Source organism: Citrobacter sp. R56 (assembly GCF_016811995.1).
GTDB lineage: Bacteria > Pseudomonadota > Gammaproteobacteria > Enterobacterales > Enterobacteriaceae > Citrobacter_D > Citrobacter_D enshiensis.
This window is the reverse complement of the sequence record NZ_CP069159.1, coordinates 946948-967513: the sequence shown is the minus strand read 5'-3', so window position 1 is coordinate 967513 and position 20566 is coordinate 946948. Positions and strand designations below refer to the sequence as shown.

General features: G+C 54.8%; 21 protein-coding genes. 3 read left to right on the top strand and 18 right to left on the bottom strand.

All coding sequences use genetic code 11. The features are described 5' to 3' along the window. Positions 1–11: 11 nt before the first annotated feature. From nlpD to cysG, 12 genes are all read right to left on the bottom strand, one after another. Positions 12–1142, bottom strand: a complete 1131-nt coding sequence (nlpD, locus tag JM656_RS04565) for a murein hydrolase activator NlpD (RefSeq protein WP_203360195.1) — start codon at positions 1140–1142, stop codon at positions 12–14. A 140-nt stretch (positions 1143–1282) separates the two neighbouring features. Then, a complete protein-coding gene (locus tag JM656_RS04560) occupies positions 1283–1909 on the bottom strand; it encodes a protein-L-isoaspartate(D-aspartate) O-methyltransferase (protein ID WP_192613265.1) in 627 nt (208 codons plus the stop codon). Then, positions 1903–2664 carry a 5'/3'-nucleotidase SurE gene (gene surE, locus JM656_RS04555; protein WP_203360194.1) on the bottom strand — a complete coding sequence of 254 codons (762 nt, stop codon included), beginning with the start codon at positions 2662–2664 and terminating at the stop codon, positions 1903–1905. The genes JM656_RS04560 and surE overlap by 7 nt, the downstream gene beginning before the upstream one ends. After that, complete coding sequence (gene truD / locus JM656_RS04550) at positions 2645–3694, bottom strand: tRNA pseudouridine(13) synthase TruD (RefSeq protein ID WP_203360193.1); 1050 nt, start codon at positions 3692–3694, stop codon at positions 2645–2647. The genes surE and truD overlap by 20 nt, the downstream gene beginning before the upstream one ends. Continuing rightward, positions 3691–4170 carry a 2-C-methyl-D-erythritol 2,4-cyclodiphosphate synthase gene (ispF, locus tag JM656_RS04545; RefSeq protein ID WP_003034167.1) on the bottom strand — a complete coding sequence of 160 codons (480 nt, stop codon included), beginning with the start codon at positions 4168–4170 and terminating at the stop codon, positions 3691–3693. Before ispF ends, truD begins: the two co-directional genes overlap by 4 nt. Beyond that, a complete protein-coding gene (gene ispD / locus JM656_RS04540) occupies positions 4170–4880 on the bottom strand; it encodes a 2-C-methyl-D-erythritol 4-phosphate cytidylyltransferase (protein ID WP_203360192.1) in 711 nt (236 codons plus the stop codon). The genes ispF and ispD overlap by 1 nt, the downstream gene beginning before the upstream one ends. A gap of 17 nt (positions 4881–4897) precedes the next feature. Continuing rightward, complete coding sequence (ftsB, locus tag JM656_RS04535; protein ID WP_192613270.1) at positions 4898–5209, bottom strand: cell division protein FtsB; 312 nt, start codon at positions 5207–5209, stop codon at positions 4898–4900. A gap of 205 nt (positions 5210–5414) precedes the next feature. Beyond that, complete coding sequence (locus JM656_RS04530; RefSeq protein ID WP_203360191.1) at positions 5415–5738, bottom strand: DUF3561 family protein; 324 nt, start codon at positions 5736–5738, stop codon at positions 5415–5417. Between the two features lie 49 nt (positions 5739–5787). Next, positions 5788–6393 carry an adenylyl-sulfate kinase gene (cysC, locus tag JM656_RS04525; RefSeq protein ID WP_203360190.1) on the bottom strand — a complete coding sequence of 202 codons (606 nt, stop codon included), beginning with the start codon at positions 6391–6393 and terminating at the stop codon, positions 5788–5790. Further along, positions 6393–7820 (bottom strand): sulfate adenylyltransferase subunit CysN, encoded by a 1428-nt coding sequence (gene cysN, locus JM656_RS04520; protein WP_203360189.1) that lies wholly within the window; start codon positions 7818–7820, stop codon positions 6393–6395. The genes cysC and cysN overlap by 1 nt, the downstream gene beginning before the upstream one ends. Before the next feature lie 9 nt (positions 7821–7829). After that, on the bottom strand, positions 7830–8738 hold the full coding sequence (gene cysD / locus JM656_RS04515; protein WP_203360188.1) for a sulfate adenylyltransferase subunit CysD: 909 nt from the start codon (positions 8736–8738) through the stop codon (positions 7830–7832). Positions 8739–8747: 9 nt separating this feature from the next. Continuing rightward, positions 8748–10097, bottom strand: coding sequence for a siroheme synthase CysG (gene cysG / locus JM656_RS04510; protein WP_203361218.1), 1350 nt, complete (start codon positions 10095–10097; stop codon positions 8748–8750). A 247-nt stretch (positions 10098–10344) separates the two neighbouring features. On the opposite strand from cysG, the gene JM656_RS04505 reads away from it, so the two are divergent. Continuing rightward, entirely contained in the window at positions 10345–11388 is a 1044-nt protein-coding gene (locus JM656_RS04505) for an aminopeptidase (protein ID WP_203360187.1), read from the top strand. Between the two features lie 65 nt (positions 11389–11453). Here JM656_RS04505 and cysH read toward each other — a convergent pair whose 3' ends face one another. The 3 genes from cysH to cysJ all read right to left on the bottom strand — a co-directional run bounded on the left by cysH (position 11454) and on the right by cysJ (position 15797). Beyond that, on the bottom strand, positions 11454–12188 hold the full coding sequence (gene cysH / locus JM656_RS04500; protein WP_203360186.1) for a phosphoadenosine phosphosulfate reductase: 735 nt from the start codon (positions 12186–12188) through the stop codon (positions 11454–11456). 97 nt (positions 12189–12285) lie between these two features. Continuing rightward, positions 12286–13998 (bottom strand): assimilatory sulfite reductase (NADPH) hemoprotein subunit, encoded by a 1713-nt coding sequence (gene cysI, locus JM656_RS04495; RefSeq protein WP_203360185.1) that lies wholly within the window; start codon positions 13996–13998, stop codon positions 12286–12288. Then, positions 13998–15797 (bottom strand): NADPH-dependent assimilatory sulfite reductase flavoprotein subunit, encoded by a 1800-nt coding sequence (gene cysJ, locus JM656_RS04490; protein ID WP_203360184.1) that lies wholly within the window; start codon positions 15795–15797, stop codon positions 13998–14000. Before cysJ ends, cysI begins: the two co-directional genes overlap by 1 nt. A gap of 305 nt (positions 15798–16102) precedes the next feature. Here cysJ and queD point away from each other — a divergent pair, with 305 nt between their 5' ends. Then, positions 16103–16465: a 6-carboxytetrahydropterin synthase QueD gene (gene queD, locus JM656_RS04485; protein ID WP_203360183.1), complete on the top strand. Its 363-nt coding sequence runs from the start codon at positions 16103–16105 to the stop codon at positions 16463–16465. A gap of 97 nt (positions 16466–16562) precedes the next feature. Here the strand turns inward: queD and queE are convergent, their stop codons facing one another. The 3 genes from queE to JM656_RS04470 all read right to left on the bottom strand — a co-directional run bounded on the left by queE (position 16563) and on the right by JM656_RS04470 (position 19551). Then, the gene (gene queE / locus JM656_RS04480) at positions 16563–17234 is read right to left on the bottom strand and encodes a 7-carboxy-7-deazaguanine synthase QueE (protein ID WP_203360182.1); all 672 of its coding nucleotides are present in this window, start codon (positions 17232–17234) and stop codon (positions 16563–16565) included. Between the two features lie 71 nt (positions 17235–17305). Next, positions 17306–17995: an N-acetylmannosamine-6-phosphate 2-epimerase gene (locus tag JM656_RS04475; RefSeq protein ID WP_203360181.1), complete on the bottom strand. Its 690-nt coding sequence runs from the start codon at positions 17993–17995 to the stop codon at positions 17306–17308. Beyond that, positions 17992–19551, bottom strand: coding sequence for a PTS transporter subunit EIIC (locus JM656_RS04470; RefSeq protein ID WP_203360180.1), 1560 nt, complete (start codon positions 19549–19551; stop codon positions 17992–17994). The genes JM656_RS04475 and JM656_RS04470 overlap by 4 nt, the downstream gene beginning before the upstream one ends. 166 nt (positions 19552–19717) lie before the next feature. Here JM656_RS04470 and JM656_RS04465 point away from each other — a divergent pair, with 166 nt between their 5' ends. Beyond that, positions 19718–20542: a MurR/RpiR family transcriptional regulator gene (locus JM656_RS04465; RefSeq protein ID WP_203360179.1), complete on the top strand. Its 825-nt coding sequence runs from the start codon at positions 19718–19720 to the stop codon at positions 20540–20542. Positions 20543–20566: the final 24 nt, after the last annotated feature.

Genomic DNA, 20566 nt, shown 5'->3' with positions numbered 1-20566 from the left:
GTTCCGACGCTTTATCGCTGCGGCAAATATTGCAGCGGGTTTACGGATTTCCCCTTGTAACGAATTTCAAAATGCAAGCGTGTTGAACTGGTTCCGGTGCTACCCATGGTAGCGATTTTTTGCCCCGCCTTGATGTCTTGTTGTTCCCGGACCAGCATCGTATCGTTATGGGCGTAGGCACTCAGGTAATCATCATTGTGTTTGATGATAATTAAATTACCGTAACCGCGCAGAGCATTACCGGCATACACAACGCGTCCATCTCCGGTCGCGACGATTGCCTGTCCTTTACTGCCTGCAATGTCGATACCTTTATTGCCACCCTCGGTAGCCGCGAAGTTTTCGATCACTTTGCCGTCAGTCGGCCAGAGCCATTTAGAGATTGGCGCACTGGTAGACATACTGCTTGCAGTCGGTTGGGTTGTGCTCGTTGATGATGCCGTTACAGGGGCTGTGACAACCGTCCCAGCAGGCTTGTTGTTCGGCAACATTTTATTAGCACTTTGTTCACCTGAGTCCTCAGAATACGTAATTGTCGGTTTGGACGCAACAGCAACGGTGGAATTTTGTGCAGGGTTGGTCACAACTCCTTGCTGTGCTGCATCCGCCTGGGTGATGGCGTTTCCACCCGTAATTGGCGCGCCGGATGCATTACCCACCTGAAGCGTTTGTCCTACGTTCAACCCGTAGGGAGCCGCAACATTATTGCGCTGAGCAAGGTCACGGAAGTCGTTTCCGGTTATCCAGGCAATATAGAAAAGAGTGTCGCCTTTCTTAACGGTGTAGGTGCTGCCGCCGGTGTAGCTGCCTTTTGGAATGTCGCCGTATTTACGGTTATAAACAATACGGCCGTTTTCCGTCTGTACGGGCTGTTGCGCGACAGGCTGGATTTGCGCAGGTTGGGTGATCTGAGGCTGCTGCTGCACGGGCTGAATTTGCGGCGTTTGTTGCGTCGCCGTTGTCCCCATTTTTGGCGGAGGGGTGATCAGCATACCTGAATTGGTGCTTGACGGTGCGCCGCCATCAACAGAGTTGACGGGTGCAGGCGGATTAGAAGTGTTGGAACAACCTGCCAGCCACAGCGAAACCAGTGACAATGCCGCAATGCGGCTAACGGTGAATTTTGGGCTTCCCGCGCTCATTTATCCCCCAGGAAAATTTTGGTTAATAACCAGTGACGTAATAACCGTGCAATGCATCAGGCTGAACACTGGAAAACGTGTTCACCATACGCTTACCCTTTACAAAATAACCAGGAAAAATCCAGGTATTCAGGAATGCGCTATGCCAGTTCGCCTTTGACTAAAGGAACAAAGCGAACGGCTTCCACGGTATCGATAATAAATTCGCCTCCCCGACGACGCACCCGTTTCAAATACTGGTGCTCATCACCCACAGGCAAGACGAGAATACCGCCTTCATCCAACTGTGCCATTAACGCAGTAGGAATCTCCGGCGGCGCAGCCGTCACAATGATGGCATCAAACGGGGCACGAGCTTGCCAGCCTTGCCAGCCATCGCCATGACGGGTCGAAACATTGTGTAAGTCGAGCTGTTTCAGGCGGCGACGCGCCTGCCATTGCAGCCCTTTGATACGCTCCACAGAGCATACATGGTGCACCAGATGCGCCAGTATCGCCGTCTGGTATCCCGAACCGGTACCTATTTCCAGCACCCGGGATTGCGGCGTCAGTTCCAGTAACTCCGTCATTCGCGCCACCATATAGGGTTGCGAAATCGTCTGTCCCTGGCCAATCGGCAATGCAATGTTTTCCCAGGCTTTGTGTTCAAACGCTTCATCAATGAATTTTTCGCGCGGTACTGCGGCTAGTGCGTTTAGCACCAGCTCATCGCGGATCCCCTGAGCGCGCAATTGTTCAAGAAGGGTGTGTACGCGTCTGCTTACCATTGCGTGTCAACTCCCACGCTTTCTAACCACGTTGAAACAACATCATGCGCGCTGTAGGCGGTTAAATCCACATGCAGCGGCGTAACGGAAACGTATCCTTCATCTACCGCAGCAAAATCAGTGTCCGGCCCGGCGTCGCATTTATCGCCTGGCGGGCCAATCCAGTACAACGTATTACCACGGGGATCTTGCTGCGGGATCACTTTATCCGCCGGATGGCGGGTGCCGCAACGCGTCACACGAATGCCTTTGATTTGATCCAACGGAAGATCCGGTACGTTGATATTCAGAATACGGCCGGTTCGCAGAGGTTCACGACGCAGAGCACGCAAAATAGTGCAGGTGATCGCGGCGGCGGTATCGTAATGTTTATGGCCGTCCAGTGAGACCGCCAACGCCGGATAACCGAGGTGACGGCCTTCCATCGCCGCAGCGACCGTGCCGGAATAGATGACATCATCACCCAGATTCGGACCCGCGTTAATTCCTGACACCACGATGTCCGGGCGCGGACGCATCAATGCGTTGACCCCGAGATACACGCAGTCCGTTGGCGTCCCCATTTGTACGGCGATATCACCGTTATCAAAGGTAAAAGTGCGAAGCGAAGATTCCAGCGTCAGCGAGTTAGACGCGCCGCTGCGGTTACGATCGGGGGCAACCACCTGTACGTCAGCAAACTCACGCAGGGCTTTTGCCAGCGTTTGTATACCAGGCGCGTGAACCCCATCATCGTTACTCAGCAATATGCGCATAATCACCCAATGTGTTGATAAGTTCCCTTACAACACTGGTGGCAAAACTCCCTGCCGGTAGCCAAAAGCTTAACTCGACGGTTACGTCATCCCACCAGTTCCAGCTTAATTGTTGCGGATACAGCAGCATGGCGCGGCGTGAAGCCTCCACCTTTTCCCGCAACAGCAGCGATTGCAGCTCAGTTTCACTGGCGATGGCAGCTTCTTCAAACGCCAGCGCCTCACGCTGGGTTCCCCACTCACCGCTGCCAGGTAACGCAGCTGTAATCATTAATTCTTTATCATCGACGCGGCGTTGTAATTCAGCCTGTTCTTCCGTTGTGGCGACAAACCAGCTACCGCGCCCCGCTAATTGTAGCGCATCGCCGTCAACAACTTGATTAAAGTCTGTTTTTTTCAAACGTTCGTCGACAATTTGATTAAACAACGCACTGCGGGCTGCCGACAACCAAAAACTGCGTTTATTGCGATCGCGTACCGGTGCATCGCTTTGCGCCCAACGTAGCGCGCCCAGCAGGTTACTGCCGCCAATGCCGAAGCGCTGCGCACCAAAATAGTTCGGTACGCCCCGCTCGCTGATTGCCTGCAGACGCGCTTCAACGTCATCACGATGACTCACTTCACGCAGAACCAGCGTAAACGCGTTACCTTTCAGGGCACCTAACCGCAGCTTACGCTTGTGGCGGGCGTATTCCAGCACTTTACAACCTTCTAGCTGAAATGCGCTCAGATCGGGCAGATCTTTGCCCGGCAGGCGCGCGCACAGCCACTGTTCCGTGACCGCGTGTTTGTCTTTCTGCCCGGCAAAGCTGACTTCACGGGCATGAATTTTCAGGAACTTTGCCAGCGCATCTGCCACAAAACGGGTATTGCAGCCGTTTTTGAGAATACGCACCAGAATATGCTCACCTTCCCCGTCTGGCTCGAAGCCTAAATCTTCGATGACCACAAAGTCTTCCGGGTTTGCTTTCAACAAACCGCTCCCTTGTGGTTTCCCGTGGAGGTAAGTCAGGTTTTCAAACTGTGTCATTTCGTTGCCTTAATGAGGAGCGCCACCGCTTCACAGGCAATCCCTTCCCCACGCCCGGTAAAGCCGAGTTTTTCCGTGGTGGTCGCTTTAACGTTAACGTCATCCATATGGCAGCCGAGATCTTCGGCAATGAACACGCGCATTTGCGGAATATGCGGCAACATCTTCGGCGCCTGGGCAATGATGGTTACATCCACGTTACCCAGGGTGTAGCCTTTGGCCTGAATACGACGCCAGGCTTCGCGCAGCAGTTCACGGCTGTCCGCCCCTTTAAAGGCCGGATCGGTGTCAGGGAAAAGTTTCCCGATATCCCCCAGCGCCGCCGCCCCTAATAACGCGTCGGTCAACGCATGCAGCGCAACATCGCCATCCGAATGCGCCAGTAACCCTTTTTCATACGGAATACGCACGCCACCAATGATAATTGGGCCAACGCCACCAAAGGCGTGTACGTCAAAACCGTGTCCAATTCGCATTATGCATTCTCCTGGTGGATGGTTCGGGTCAAATAGAATTCAGCCAGCGCCAAATCTTCCGGACGGGTCACTTTAATATTATCAGCGCGCCCTTCAACAAGCGCAGGATGATAACCACAATATTCCAGCGCTGAGGCTTCATCGGTGATGGTCGCGCCGTCATTGAGCGCGCGGGTCAGGCAGTCGTGCAGCAACTCGCGGGGGAAAAATTGCGGGGTTAACGCATGCCATAAATCGGTACGCTCCACGGTATGCGCAATGGCGGTTTTACCCGGCTCGGCGCGTTTCATGGTGTCGCGTACCGGCGCGGCAAGGATGCCTCCCGTACGACTGGTTTCACTGAGGGCGAGCAGGCGGGCGAGATCGTCCTGATGCAGACAAGGTCTGGCGGCGTCATGTACCAGCACCCACTGCGCTTCGCCGACGGCCTGCAGCCCGGCGAGCACGGAGTCTGCGCGCTCATTACCGCCATCGACGACCGTAATCTGCGGATGTTGCGCCAAAGGCAGTTGTGCAAAGCGGCTGTCGCCGGGACTGATGGCAATGACAACACGCGTCACCCGGGGATGCGCCAATAGCGCATGAACCGAGTGTTCAAGAATGGTTTTATCACCGATTGAGAGGTACTGCTTCGGACATTCCGTTTGCATCCGACGGCCAAATCCGGCAGCCGGCACCACGGCGCAAACGTCCAAAAAAGTGGCTGCCATGTTAAATCCTTGGCTGTTTATCGATTGTTTTGCCCCGTCGTCTGAGCGCGCTTAGACGCATCGGGCACCAGACGGAAAAAGGTTTCGCCCGGTTTAGTCATACTCAGTTCGTTGCGAGCACGCTCTTCAATGGCTTCCTGGCCGCCATTAAGATCGTCAATTTCGGCAAAAAGCTGATCGTTACGCGCTTTGAGCTTCGCATTTGTATCTTGCTGCGCGACGACGTCATCATTGACGCGGCTATAGTCGTGTAAGCCGTTCTTACCGAACCACAGTGAATACTGCAGCCAGACCAGTAAAGCCAGCAACAGCAGCGTTAGTTTACCCATCCTGCCCCCTGAAAAACGGCGCCATCATCCCATAACTTCCTCTGAGACTCTACTCAGAGGGCGGGAATGCCGCGACAACGCGGGCAAATGTACCACATTTATCCCCCGATCCGCACACCTCGAACAGGGAGAACATAATCTAATTGTTGGTTACGGTTTGAATTATGACCAGCCGCAGCAGTCATCAAAAAAGAAGAGAAGCGACCTATCCCAGCAACCACATGAACAAAGCGCCAAACATCGCGCCGACGGTTAACAAGGTGGAGATAATACTGAACAGCAGTTTGCCCTTCATCAGCGAATGTAGGGCAATGCCTACCACCACGGCAACGGGCATGAGCGCCAGAAAGAAGGGCCAGGTATAAAGAAAGAAAAACAGCGTGTTAGAGCCATAAATGAGGAAAGGGAAACCCAACGCCAGCAGCCACGACACGAAACCGACCACGGCCCCGGATAACGACCAGGTGGTTTCGTCTTCGACGGTGAAGGTATCTGACGTTGTGATAGTAATGTTATGGCTATTACGCATATGAAATCCTGTGACCTTGACGAGCCAGGCACGCAAGCCCGGTAGTGTCTCAGGATCTGATCATATCGCCCTCTCTCAGTAGATCTAATAATTGGCGGACTAAATTTGTTACTAATTGTTCACCATCCAGGTGAATTTCTGGTGATTCTGGCGCTTCGTAAACTGAGTCAATGCCGGTGAAATGACGTAACTCACCCGCCCGCGCTTTTTTGTACAAGCCTTTCGGATCGCGCGCTTCGCAGGTGGCCAGCGGGGTATCCACAAAGACTTCGATAAAGCGCCCGCTCCCGACGCGTTCACGTACCGCCTGTCTCTCGGCGCGATGCGGGGAAATAAACGCCGTCAACACCACCAGTCCGGCATCGACCATCAGATTGGCGACTTCCCCCACCCGACGGATGTTCTCTTTGCGATCGGCTTCGCTAAAGCCGAGATCGCTGCACAAGCCGTGGCGTACGTTGTCGCCATCCAACAGATATGTACTCACACCGCGTTGATGCAGCGCCTCTTCCAGCGCCCCCGCCACCGTGGATTTACCCGAGCCGGAAAGCCCGGTAAACCACAGAACGACACCACGGTGACCGTGGTGTTGCTCGCGCTGTTGCGGTGTTACGGGATGCGCATGCCAGACGACGTTTTCGTCATGCAGCGCCATTATTGGCCTCCCAGCAAATCACGCGCACCCCAGTGCGGGAAGTGACGGCGAACCAATGCATTCAGTTCCAGCTCAAACGCGCTGAATTCAGACGGTGTTGAGACAGACTCCGCGAGCGGTTGGCGTACCATGCCCGCTCCAACAGTCACATTACTCAGGCGATCAATAATGATAAGCCCCCCGGTCACCGGGTTTTGCTGATAGCTCTCCAGAGCCAGAGGTTCATCAAAGGTAAAATTCACCAGACCGATGCCGTTCAGCGGCAGATTTTCAACCTCGCGCTGGGTCAGATTATTGATATCAACCTGATATTGAACATGATCAACACGGGCGCGGGTCTTTTTCCCGGCAATCTTAATATCATAACTCTGCCCCGCTGACAGCGGCTGCTCCGCCATCCAGACCACATCAATGGCGGCACGCTGCACCGCAGGTAATGCTTCGCTGGCATCAAGCAGCAGGTCGCCGCGACTGATGTCAATTTCATCCTTCAGCACCAGGGTGATGGCTTCACCCGCATGCGCCTGTGGCAAATCGCCGTCAAAGGTCACAATGCGCGCCACGCTGGATTCAACGCCGGAGGGCAGCACTTTGATTCGCTGACCAACCTTCACGGTGCCAGAAGCCAGTGTTCCGGCGTAACCGCGAAAATCCAGATTCGGGCGGTTCACATACTGCACCGGGAAACGCATCGGCTGGGTATCTACCACGCGCTGAATGTCGACAGTTTCCAGCATTTCCAACAGCGTCGGACCACTGTACCACCGCATGTTCACGCTCTGAGACGCCACGTTATCGCCTTCCAGCGCAGAGAGCGGGACAAAGCGAATATCCAGATTCCCCGGCAACTGTTCGGCAAACGTCAGGTAATCTTCACGAATACGGACAAATGTCTCTTCGCTGAAATCCACCAGATCCATTTTGTTGATCGCGACCACCAGGTGTTTTATCCCAAGCAGCGTAGAGATGAAACTGTGGCGACGAGTCTGATCCAACACCCCTTTACGGGCATCGATCAGTAAGATCGCCAGATCGCAGGTTGAAGCACCTGTCGCCATATTGCGGGTGTACTGCTCATGGCCCGGGGTATCGGCAATGATAAATTTGCGCTTCTCGGTAGAGAAATAGCGGTAGGCCACATCAATCGTGATCCCCTGCTCGCGCTCGGCCTGCAGGCCATCCACCAGCAGCGCCAGATCGAGTTTTTCGCCCTGCGTGCCGTGACGCTTGCTATCATTATGCAGTGAAGAAAGCTGATCTTCGTAAATCTGGCGCGTATCGTGCAGCAAGCGGCCAATCAGCGTACTTTTACCGTCGTCCACGCTACCGCAGGTTAAAAAGCGCAGCAGACTTTTATGTTGTTGGGCGACCATCCAGGCTTCGACGCCGCCTTCATTAGCGATTTGTTGGGCAAGTGCGATGTTCATAGCGGCTCCTTAGAAATACCCCTGACGTTTCTTCAGCTCCATGGAGCCCGCCTGGTCGCGGTCGATCACGCGCCCCTGACGTTCACTGGTGGTTGAAACCAGCATCTCTTCGATAATCTCCGGCAACGTTTGCGCATTCGACTCCACCGCGCCCGTCAGCGGCCAGCAGCCAAGAGTACGGAAGCGCACCATCCGCTTTTTGATAACCTCGCCAGGTTGTAGATCGATCCGGTTGTCATCGATCATCATCAACATGCCGTCACGCTCCAGCACCGGGCGTTCAGCCGCCAGATACAGCGGGACGATCTCAATATTTTCCAGCCAGATGTACTGCCAGATATCCTGTTCGGTCCAGTTGGAGAGCGGAAAAACGCGGATGCTTTCGCCTTTGTTTATCTGTCCGTTGTAGTTGTGCCACAGTTCCGGGCGCTGGTTCTTCGGGTCCCAACGATGAAAACGGTCGCGGAAGGAATAGATACGTTCTTTGGCGCGGGATTTCTCTTCATCACGGCGTGCGCCGCCAAACGCGGCATCAAAGCCGTATTTATTCAGCGCCTGTTTCAGCCCTTCGGTCTTCATGATGTCGGTATGTTTCGCGCTACCGTGGACGAAGGGGTTAATCCCCATCGCCACCCCTTCCGGGTTTTTGTGGACCAGTAGCTCGCAGCCGTAGGTTTTGGCAGTGCGGTCACGAAATTCATACATCTCGCGAAATTTCCAGCCCGTATCAACATGCAGCAGCGGGAACGGCAGCGAGCCTGGATAAAACGCTTTACGCGCCAGATGCAGCATCACGCTGGAATCTTTACCGATGGAATACATCATCACCGGATTAGAGAATTCGGCGGCCACCTCGCGAATAATATGGATGCTTTCCGCTTCCAGTTGCCGCAGGTGGGTGAGTCGTTTTTGGTCCATAACCGTTCCTTAAGCCAGATTTATAACAGAAGAACCGAAGCCTTCTGCGTCTGTTGTGTGTTGAAACCAGGCGAGCGTGTCGTGAAGTTGCACGACTTCCCCTACGACGATCAGAGAGGGCATAGGGGCGTCTTTCGCCAGACTTGCAAGGTTGTGTAATGTGCCGGTCGCAACGTGTTGATCGACGCGCGTTCCGCGAGAAATCACCGCCACCGGCGTTGTCGCATCGCGACCGTGTTGAATGAGTTGTTCGCTGATTTCCGCCGCTTTCATCGTGCCCATATAGATGGCAAGCGTCTGTCGGCTTTGGGCCAGATGCGCCCAATCAAAGGGGGTGCTGTCAGCCTTGTAGTGTCCCGTCACAAACGTCACGCTCTGGGCGTAATCGCGATGGGTGAGCGGAATACCGGCATATGCAGTGACGGCGGATGCCGCCGTGATCCCCGGAACCACCTGAAACGGTACACCCGCTTCGGCGGCCGCCTGAAGTTCCTCACCACCGCGCCCAAAAATGAACGGATCGCCCCCTTTGAGACGGACAACGGTTTTGCCCGCCTTCGCTGCCGCAATCAGCATCTGATTAGTTTCGTGTTGCGGCACGGAGTGTTCACCCGCCCGTTTGCCCACGCAGATCTGTTCAGCATCGCGACGAATTAACTCTCGCACGCCGTCGCTCACCAGGTGGTCATAGAACACCACGTCGGCATCCTGCAGAACCTGCAAGCCGCGCAGGGTCAGCAACCCGGCATCTCCCGGCCCGGCGCCCACCAGAATCAGTTCCCCGGCGCTACTGCCTGGATTATCCAGCTCATCTTCCAGAATCTGCTGCGCAGCAGACTCATTACCGGCATGCATTAGGCTTGCAAAGCGGCCACGGAAAACACGCTCCCAGAAACGGCGGCGTTCGGTCACGCTGGTCAGACGCGTTTTCAGATGATTACGCCAGTAGCTGGCTTTTTCCGCCATGCGCCCCAGGCTCGTCGGCAGCAACGCTTCGATTTTTTCCCGCAGCACGCGCGTCAGAACCGGCGCGGTACCGCCGGAGGAGATCGCCACCAACAACGGTGAACGATCGACAATCGACGGGAAGATAAATGAGCATTCCGGCGGATCATCCACCACGTTGACCAGGCGATGGCGGGCTTGTGCGGCCCTGGAGATCCGTTGGTTGAGTTCACGGTCACGGGTGGCGGCAACGACCAGCACCACGCTGTCGATTTGCGATTCCACAAAATCCGCGTCGCTGACTACCTGCACCTGCGCACCCGCACGATGCAAGAATGCGACGTTGCGATCGGCAATCTCACCCGTCCCCACCACCAGGACGGGTCTCTCTTTTATCGCAACAAATAAGGGCAAATAGTTCACAAGCTACAACTCGCTACCAATCAGGAATAGAGTGACTATAGGGAGCGCAAGGGAACGAATGAAATTACGAATTGGAATGAGTAGTTCCTCAAAAGAATAACGATTTGAGAAAGCAAATATCAAAAAGTGCTTAACCCACCGAAATTCGGGCATTTCGGAGCAAATGAAATTGTCTTACCTCTGTCACGGTTTCATACTAGGCGGGTAAAAATTTCTGCTTTGCATTTAAGGACTCACTATGTTTTCCGCATTGCGCCACCGTACCGCTGCCCTGGCGCTCGGCGTATGCTTTATCCTTCCCGCACACGCGACGTCGCCGAACACTGGCACTATTGCAAATACCCGGGCTCGACATATTGCGACTTTTTTTCCAGGACGAATGACCGGTTCTCCCGCGGAAATGCTGTCTGCCGATTATCTTCGTCAGCAATTTGAACAGATGGGATATCGCAGTGATATTCGGACGTTTAACAGTCGTTATATTTATACCGCCAGGGACAATCGCAAAAACTGGCATAACATTACGGGCAGTACTGTTATTGCCGCGCATGAAGGTAAAGTGCCACAGCAGATTATTATTATGGCGCACCTGGATACCTACGCACCGCAAAGCGATGCGGACTCCGATGCCAATCTTGGCGGGCTGACGTTACAGGGCATTGACGATAACGCAGCAGGGTTGGGCGTCATGCTGGAACTGGCGGAAAGACTGAAAGATGTTCCCACCGAATACAGCATCCGCTTTATCGCCACCAGCGGCGAAGAAGAGGGAAAACTGGGTGCCGAAAACCTGCTTAAGCGGATGAGCGCCACCGAGAAGAAAAATACGTTGCTGGTTATCAATCTCGATAACCTGATCGTCGGCGATAAGCTCTACTTTAATAGCGGGCAAAAAACGCCGGAAGCGGTGCGTAAACTGACGCGCGACCGCGCCCTGGCCATCGCCCGTCATCATGGCATCGCCGCCAGTTCCAACCCCGGTTTTAACAAGAATTATCCAAAAGGAACGGGATGCTGCAACGATGCAGAGGTTTTCGATAAAGCGGGGATTGCGGTGCTCTCTGTTGAAGCCACTAACTGGAACCTGGGCAAAAAAGACGGTTATCAGCAACGCGCGAAAACCGCCTCTTTCCCTGCCGGAAACAGCTGGCACAATGTGCGACTGGATAACCAGCAGCATATCGACAAGGCGCTGCCTGGACGCATTGAGCATCGTAGCCGCGACGTGGTTCGCATCATGCTGCCGCTGGTAAAAGAGCTGGCAAAAGCAGAGAAAGCCTAGCGGTTCACAGATTAAAAAAACGCCCCCGGCCTTGCGGCAGGAGGCGTTAATTGCATTGGGAAAACTCAACCTTCGTGCAGCCCGCACTCGCGCTTAAGTCCGAAGAAACGGGTTTCCTCTTCGGCCATTCCGGGTTCCCATTTGCGGGTCGTGTGAGTGTCACCAACCGACAGATACCCCTGATCCCACAACGGGTGATATTTCAGGCCATGTTTTTGCAGGTACTGATAAACCGTACGGTTGTCCCAGTCGATAATCGGCAGCACTTTAAAGATCCCGCGCTGAATCGCCAACACGGGCAGATGCGCGCGGCTGCCGGACTGCTCGCGGCGTAGGCCAGCAAACCAGGTTTGTGCGTTAAGTTCTTTTAACGCCCGATTCATCGGCTCCACTTTGTTGATTTCATTGTATTTCTCAATGCCTTCAACGCCCTGCTCCCACAGCTTACCGTAGCGCGCTTCCTGCCACGCGGCGCTCTCCGTCGCGCGATAAACCTTCAGGTTTAGGCTGAGCTTGTCTGCTAACTCGTCAATAAACTGGTAGGTTTCCGGGAACAGATAGCCGGTATCGGTGAGGATCACCGGAATATCCGGGCGGATCTGATTGACCAGATGCAGGCTGACTGCCGCCTGGATGCCGAAGCTGGAAGAGAGCACGTATTCGCCGGGCAGATTTTCCAGCGCCCACACCACGCGCCCTTCAGCGTCAAGCTTTTCCAGTTGGCTGTTGATTTGCGCCAGCGCCATCACCCGCTCAACTTTCGGCAGCGCGTTCAACGCCTGTAAATCGAATACAGACATAGGTTCCTCACTGTTTGCTTTGCCTGATGGCGCTACGCTTATCAGGCCTACAAAATCCGTAGGCCGGATAAGCGTAGCGCCATCAGGCAATGAGACGTTATTCCCAGAAATCTCTCGCCGGATCGAGCACCGGGCGAATGATGCCCGCACGCACCGTAAAGTCACCGAAGCCTTCACCCGCATCACGCTCTTTCACCCAGCGCCCAATCAGTTCATCGAGAGAGGCCAGAATCTCCGGTTCGGTGATATTCTCTTTGAACATCCGCGGGATGCGCGTCCCGATGCGATTACCGCCCAGGTGCAGGTTGTAACGCCCTGGCGCTTTACCGACCAGGCCGACTTCCGCCAGCATGGCGCGACCGCAACCGTTCGGACACCCCGTCACGCGCATCACAATATGCTCGTCGCTGACGCCGTGCTTCGCCATCAGCGTGTCGATATTATCGATAAACGTCGGCAGGAAACGCTCTGCTTCCGCCATCGCCAGCGGGCAGGTCGGGAACGACACGCAGGCCATTGAGTTTTCGCGCTGCGGCGTGACCGAGTTCATCAGGCCGCTTTCGCGCGCCAGTTTTTCGATCTTCGCTTTCTGGCTCTCTGGCACCCCGGCGATGATCAGATTCTGGTTGGCGGTGATTCGAAACTCACCTTTGTGGATCTTAGAAATCTCCAGCAGGCCGGTTTTCAGCGGACGCCCCGGATAATCCAGAATACGACCGTTCTCAATAAACAGCGTCAGATGCCATTTATTGTCGATGCCTTTCACCCAGCCAATACGATCGCCACGCCCAGTAAATTCATACGGGCGGATCGGCGCAAACGTGATGCCCGCGCGACGTTCAACCTCCGCTTTGAAGGTGTCAACGCCAACGCGCTCCAGCGTGTATTTGGTTTTCGCGTTTTTACGGTCGGTACGGTTGCCCCAGTCGCGCTGGGTAGTGACCACCGCTTCCGCCACCGCCAGCGTGTGCTCCAGCGGAATATAGCCAAACTCGCTCGCCGTACGGGCGTAGGTTTTTTTGTTGCCGTGTTCGATGGAAAGCCCACCGCCCACCAGCAGGTTAAAGCCCACCAGTTTGCCGTTTTCGGCAATCGCCACGAAGTTCATGTCGTTGGCGTGCAGATCGATATCGTTCTGCGGCGGGATCACTACCGTGGTTTTGAACTTACGCGGCAGATAGGTCTGGCCGAGGATCGGTTCTTCATCGGTAGTCGCAACCTTCTCCTGATCGAGCCAGATCTCCGCATAGGCGCGGGTGCGCGGCAACAGATGCTCAGAGATCTTTTTCGCCCATTCGTAGGCTTCAGCATGCAGTTCGGACTCGTACGGGTTCGATGTACAGAGCACGTTACGGTTCATGTCGTTGGCGGTTGCCAGCGCGTCCAGCCCCACCGAGTGCAGCATCTGATGCACTGGTTTCACGTTCTTCTTCAAAATGCCGTGGAACTGGAAGGTCTGACGGTTGGTCAGCCGAATACTGCCGTAAATGGTGTTGTCATGGGCGAATTTATCAATCGCCTGCCACTGTTTGGTGGTGATCACCCCACCTGGCAGACGGCAGCGCAGCAGCATCGCATGACGCGGCTCCAGCTTCTGTTCGGCACGCTCGGCGCGGATATCGCGATCATCCTGCTGATACATACCGTGGAAGCGGATCAGCAGGAAGTTGTCGCCCTTAAAACCACCGGTAAGCGTGTCATTCAAATCTTCTGCAATGGTGCCACGCAGGTAGTTGCTTTCCAGCTTCATGCGCTCGGCATCTGTCAGTTTGCCTTCGACCACTAAAGGCCCAGGGTGTTTTTCGCTCATTAGTAGACATCTCGCTGATAACGGCGCTCAACGCGCAGCTCACTTAAAAATTCATCCGCTGCTTCGGCGTCCATACCACCGAATTCAGCAATCACGTCCAGTAAAGCCTGTTCAACGTCTTTCGCCATGCGATTGGCGTCGCCGCAGACATAAAGGTGGGCACCGTCATTGATCCAGCGCCACAGCTCCGCGCCCTGTTCGCGCAGTTTGTCTTGTACGTATATTTTTTGTTTTTGGTCGCGGGACCAGGCCAGATCGATGCGGTTTAGCACGCCCTCTTTGACGTAGCGCTGCCATTCGACCTGGTAAAGGAAATCTTCCGTAAAGTGCGGGTTGCCGAAGAAGAGCCAGTTTTTGCCCGGCGCTTCATCCGCCGCACGCTGCTGCATAAAGGCGCGGAACGGCGCGATGCCCGTGCCAGGACCAATCATGATAACCGGCGTCTCCGGGTTGGCAGGCAGACGGAAGTTGTCGTTGTGTTCGATAAACACGCGCACTTCACCTTCTTCCTCTACGCGATCGGCGAGGAAGCTGGAGGCGCCACCGGCACGGGCCCGGCCTTCGATGTCATAGCGCACCACGCCAACGGTAACGTGGACTTCGCTCTCCACCTCCGCCTGCGACGAGGCGATGGAGTAGAGGCGCGGCGTCAGCGGACGCAGCAGACCGGCTAACGCTTCAGCGTCCAGCTGCGCTGGAGAGAAACGCACCATATCGACTATCGGGGTGGTCGCGGCGTAGTGCTGCAACTTCGCTTTATCGCCCACCAGCGGCAGCAGCGATTCACTGCGCGTCAGCGTGGCATAGTTTTCAACGATATTGGCGGTGTTGACCGTCAGTTCAAAATGCCACGCCAGTGCGTCTGAAAGCGGCAGAATTTTGCCCTCGACGGTGACGGGTTCATCACCTTTCAGCCACAGCAGCTCAACCATCTCTTTGACCAGCGCCGAATCGTTTTGATACCAGACGCCCAGCGCATCGCCAGGCTGATAACGCAGGCCAGAATCACCTAAATCGATTTCGATATGACGCACATCTTTTTCAGAATCACGACCGGTAATTTTCTGATTAACCGAAAGGCTCGCGGTAAGTGGCGCTTCTTTGGTATACGGGCTGGTATGAATTTCGTTGACCGCACCCGTCGCAACCGACAGTGAAGGTGTGGCCACCGGCGCACGCGCTTTCAGTACCTCTACCACCCGTGCGCGCCACTCGCTTGCGGCTGGCTGGTATTCCACATCGGCATCAACCCTGTCCAGCAAGCGCTCTGCGCCCAGTTCCGCCAGTTTGCTGTCAAAATCTTTACCGGACTGGCAGAAAAACTCGTAGGAAGTATCGCCGAGACCAAAGACTGCAAACGCGGTGCCGTCGAGTTTTGGCGCTTTTTTCGAGAACAGGAATTTATGCAGTGCGACGGCTTCTTCTGCCGGCTCCCCTTCCCCCTGGGTCGACGCGACAACGATCAGCAGTTTTTCATTGGCGATCTGTTTGAATTTGTAGTCGCCCGCGTTGACCAAGGTGACGCTGAGTTTTGCCGCCAGCAGATCATCGCGCAGGGCTTCGGCCACGCGGCGCGCATTGCCGGTTTGCGATGCGCAAAGCAACGTGATGCCCGGCATTTCAGCCGCAGGCGCGGGTGCCATCGCCGCTGAACCGGGTTGCTGATTCAGCATGCCCCAGAAATAGCCGGAAACCCACGCAAGCTGCGTAGGCGTGAGATCGGTCGCGGCCGCCTGAAGGCGTGCCAGTTGCTCCGGGTTCAGCGGAAGCAAAGCGGAAGGTGGGGCCTGTGTCGTCATGCGTCGTTATGTTCCAGTAAGCTATGCGGATTTAAGCAATAAAACCCAAACTGATGATAAGGTTAACGGCGAGGATAGTAACAATTAAAGAAGGGATGGAAATAACAAATAACCAAATGGACTAACCTGTTTTAACTATACTTATTAACAGCAAAAACGATTATCTAATCCCATGAAATTAAAGAAAATAAAAAAGTTAATCGGGATAAATAGCGTAATCAGCGGCTAAGCGCCGTTTTAGTTAATGATAAAAAATGTACTTTCCGGTACCCTACGGCGGTTTTTCGTATCATTGAGAGCTAATCATGACCACCACCCTGTTTAAAGATTTCACCTTCGAAGCCGCCCACCGCCTGCCGCATGTACCTGCCGGGCATAAATGTGGCCGTCTGCACGGTCATTCGTTCATGGTGCGACTCGAAATTACCGGTGAAGTCGATCCGCACACAGGTTGGATCATCGATTTCGCCGAACTCAAAGCGGCGTTCAAACCGACATACGATCGTCTGGATCACTACTATCTGAACGATATCCCTGGTCTGGAGAATCCGACTAGCGAAGTGCTGGCGCACTGGATTTGGGACCAGGTTAAACCTGTCGTCCCTCTGCTAAGCGCGGTGATGGTGAAAGAAACCTGCACAGCGGGCTGCATTTATCGCGGCGAGTGATTTTTGCTTTTTGCCGGGTGGCGGCTTCGCCTTACCCGGCCTACAAAACCCGTCGTCCTTGTAGGCCGGATAAGCGCAACGCCATCCGGCTTTTAAGTCACGCGATATTCAGATATTTGTGCGTCTGCATGGAGAGACGCCAGTTGCGGGCGATGCAGGTTTCAATGCACAGACGCGTCGCGTCTTCTTTCTGACTGATAGGCTGCAGAGCAATAATGCGCGGTTTATCATCGGTCAATGTGGCCAGCAGTTCATCCAGCGCTTCGATATCGCGAACCCGCCCAACCGGATGCTTGATTTCATTGGCTCGCTCCAGCGCCTGTGAGAGCACGTCATAGCCACCACGCATATTCACTTTCGGAGAAACCGTCACCCAGGTATTGGTCGAACAACGGACTTCGTGGGTGCCGCTGGTCTCAATCTGGCAGCTGAAACCGTTCTTTTCCAGTAACTCGGTGAGCGGCATCAAATCATGAATGCAGGGTTCACCGCCGGTAATCACCACATGACGTGCGGTATAACCCTGTCGGCCAATTACCGCCAGCAGATCTTCGCTGCTCGCCGCGCCCCATTTGTCGCTCTCTTTGGTTTTCGCCAGGATGCTATACAGGGAAACTTCCCGATCCTCAAGCTTATCCCAGGTGTGTTTGGTATCGCACCAGGCACAGCCAACCGGGCATCCCTGTAAACGAATAAAAATGGCGGGGACACCGGTAAAATAACCCTCACCTTGCAGGGTCTGGAACATCTCGTTAATCGGGTACTGCATAATCATCTCAATGTGGGGATAAACGATAATTATCGCAGATCCCCGCCAAAGTATCATGCCCCATCGGTGCTTTAGGCGGTGATTGCCGCAATAAAGCGCTCTGTGATCTGCTGCGGACGGGTGATCGCACCGCCCACCACAACGGTGTGTGCGCCTAACGCAAGACAGCGCGCTGCCAGCTCCGGCGTCTCGACATTCCCTTCCGCCACCACCGGAACCGTCACGGCAGCCAGCACATCACGTAAAAAGTTGCAGTCATTCTCCGGTAAGCGGTGGCCTGCCGTCTCTGCGGTGTAGCCATAGAGCGTGGTCCCTACGCAGTCAAACCCCAGCGCCTGCGCCGTGACCGCCTCTTCTACGCTGGCAATATCCGCCATCAGTAAAACCGCCGGATAGCGGGAGCGGATCTGCGCAACCAGCGCCTCCAGCGTTTGCCCCTGCGGGCGTGGGCGCGCGGTGGCATCGAGAGCAATAATTTCCGGCCCCACACTCATCAGCTCATCCACTTCTTTCATCGTGGCGGTAATAAATACCTCGCTGTCCGGGTAATCACGCTTGATGATGCCAATCACCGGTAAAGAGACCTGCTGTTTGATGGCGGCAATATCCACCACGCTATTCGCGCGGATCGCCACCGCTCCGCCTTGTGCTGCCGCCAGCGCCATGCGCGACATAATAAACGGGCTGTGTAAGGGTTCATGTTCCAGCGCCTGGCAGGAGACGACTAACTTGCCTTTCAGGTTATCCAGTACAGTTTTCATTGTGATAATGTCTCTTCAATTTCATTTTTAATGATCGTGACGTGCGGGCCATAAATGACCTGGACCCCGTTACCACGCAGGATGACGCCACGTGCGCCGGTCGCTTTCAACGCCGCTTCATCCACCTTTGCCCCCTCTTTGACCGTGACGCGCAAACGCGTTGCACAGCAGTCCACCTCTTCAAGGTTGTCTTTGCCGCCCAATCCGGCAATCACTGCCGACGCGCGTTCGCTTTGTGGGAGCACACTTTCTACTGTTGTCTCTTTCTCACGCCCCGGCGTCAGAAAACCAAAGCGGTTAATCAGGTAGCGGAACGTAAAGTAGTACAGGAAGAACCACGGTACGCCGACCAGCGGGACGTACATCCAGTGGGTTTTGGCTTCGCCCTGCAGCACGCCAAAGAGAATGAAATCGATAAACCCGCCAGAGAACGTCTGGCCGATCGTGATATGCAAAATATGCGCGATCATAAACGCCAGCCCGTCGAAGAAGGCATGAATGACATACAGAACCGGCGCCACAAACAGGAAGGAGAACTCAATCGGTTCGGTGATCCCCGTCAGGAAAGAGGTCAGCGCGGCAGACAACAGCAACCCGGCAACCCGTTTCTTGTTCTCAGCGTTTGCCGTGTGATACATCGCCAGGCACGCGCCAATCAGGCCGAACATCATGGTGATAAAGCGACCGGACATAAAGCGCGAGGTACCGATGTAAAACTGTTGAACAGCGGGGTCGGCAAGCTGGGCGAAGAAAATACGCTGCGTACCTTCAATCAGTTGACCATTGACGATTTCACTTCCCCCCAGCGCCGTCGTCCAGAAGGGCAGATAGAAGATATGGTGCAGGCCAAACGGACCGAGCATACGCAGAATAAAGCCGTACAGAAACGTCCCCAGATACCCTGTCGCATCCACCAGGCCACCCAGACCAAAAATCAGTTTCTGGAAATGCGGCCACACCACGGTCATCGCCGCGCCAACCAGAATCGCCGCCAGCGAACTGATGATTGGCACAAAACGTGAGCCGCCAAAGAAGCCCAGGAACTGCGGCAATGCAATTTTGTTGAAGCGCTGATGCAAAACGCAGGTCACCAGACCAATCACCACGCCGCCGAAGACCCCCGTTTCCAGGGTCTGGATACCCAGCGTCATCCCCTGCCCGACCGCGCCAGGATTCTCGAGCGCCAGCGTACCGGTCAGGATCAGCAAGGCGTTGATCGTGGCGTTCATCACTAAAAATGCCAGCAGCGCCGCAAGCCCGGCCGTACCTTTATCGGTTTTCGCCAGCCCGACAGCTACCCCAACGGCAAACAGCACTGAGAGGTTGGCAAATACAATCGAGCCCGCGCTGCTCATGATCGTAAAAATGGCCTGTAGCCATCCGATATCCAAAAACGGATAGGCTGTTATGGTATTCGGATTCGACAGCGCACCACCGATCCCCAATAACAAGCCCGCGGCAGGCAACACCGCAATCGGCAGCATGAACGATTTACCGAACCGTTGCGCCTTTTCAAACCAGGCACCCGAAGAGGCACCGCTGAATATTTGCATCATTTTTTCACTTCCCCATCAATCGATGAAAATTTTTACCACACAAATATATAAAAGTGAAAATTATCACCAAAAATACAGGAAGCGGATCATACTTTTTTAAAATAACTGGCATCGCCCCCCTGCTTTCCGCCACACTAGCCGCAGAGAAACGCATTAAGGATCTTGCATGTCAGAAAATGAAAATCTGCTGCTGAGGCTGCGCCAGGGGGTTTCCGGATACAGCCCGACTCAGCAAAAGCTGGGAGAGTTTGTCCTGAACGATCCGGCAAAAGTGCTCTACCTGACGATTACCGAACTGGCCCGGGAAAGTGATACCAGTGAAGCAAGCGTCACGCGCTTATGCCGCACGCTGGGATGTAAAGGCTATAACGAATTTAAGATGGCGCTGGCGCTGGATATCCAGCAGGGGCAACCCGCTCAGCAGAGCGGCGATGAAATTGATAACGTCGTCAATGAGTCTGTGCAGGCATTGCAGGACACGGCAAAATTACTCGACAGAGCGATGCTGGAAAAAGCCGCGCTGGCGCTGCATCAGGCGCACGCTGTGCAGATCTACGGCGTGGCCGCCAGTGCAATTCTTGGGGAGTATTTGCATTACAAACTCCTGCGACTCGGTAAACCTGCGCAGCTGTTCAGCGACATGCATCGTGCCGCCATGAATGCCACAGCGCTTTCAAAAGAGACGCTGGTGGTGGCGATCTCCAGTTCAGGCTCGACCCGCGATTTACTGCATGTGGTTAAGCTTGCCCGCAAGCGTGGCGTTCCGGTGTTGGTCCTGAGTAATACGCCGCGTAGCCCGCTGGGTTCATTGAGTGATTTCCAACTGGTGGCCGCCAAACCGGAAGGGCCGCTGAGCGCCGGGGCGTTGAATGCCAAAGTCGGGGTCATGCTGTTAGTTGAGCTGCTCACCACGTCGCTGATTGCACTGGACGAGGGTTACAGCAATGTAAGCCAACAAACGGCCAGCGCGACGCTACCGCTGCTGCTGTAGCGCAGAGATAAAAAAACCCGCCGA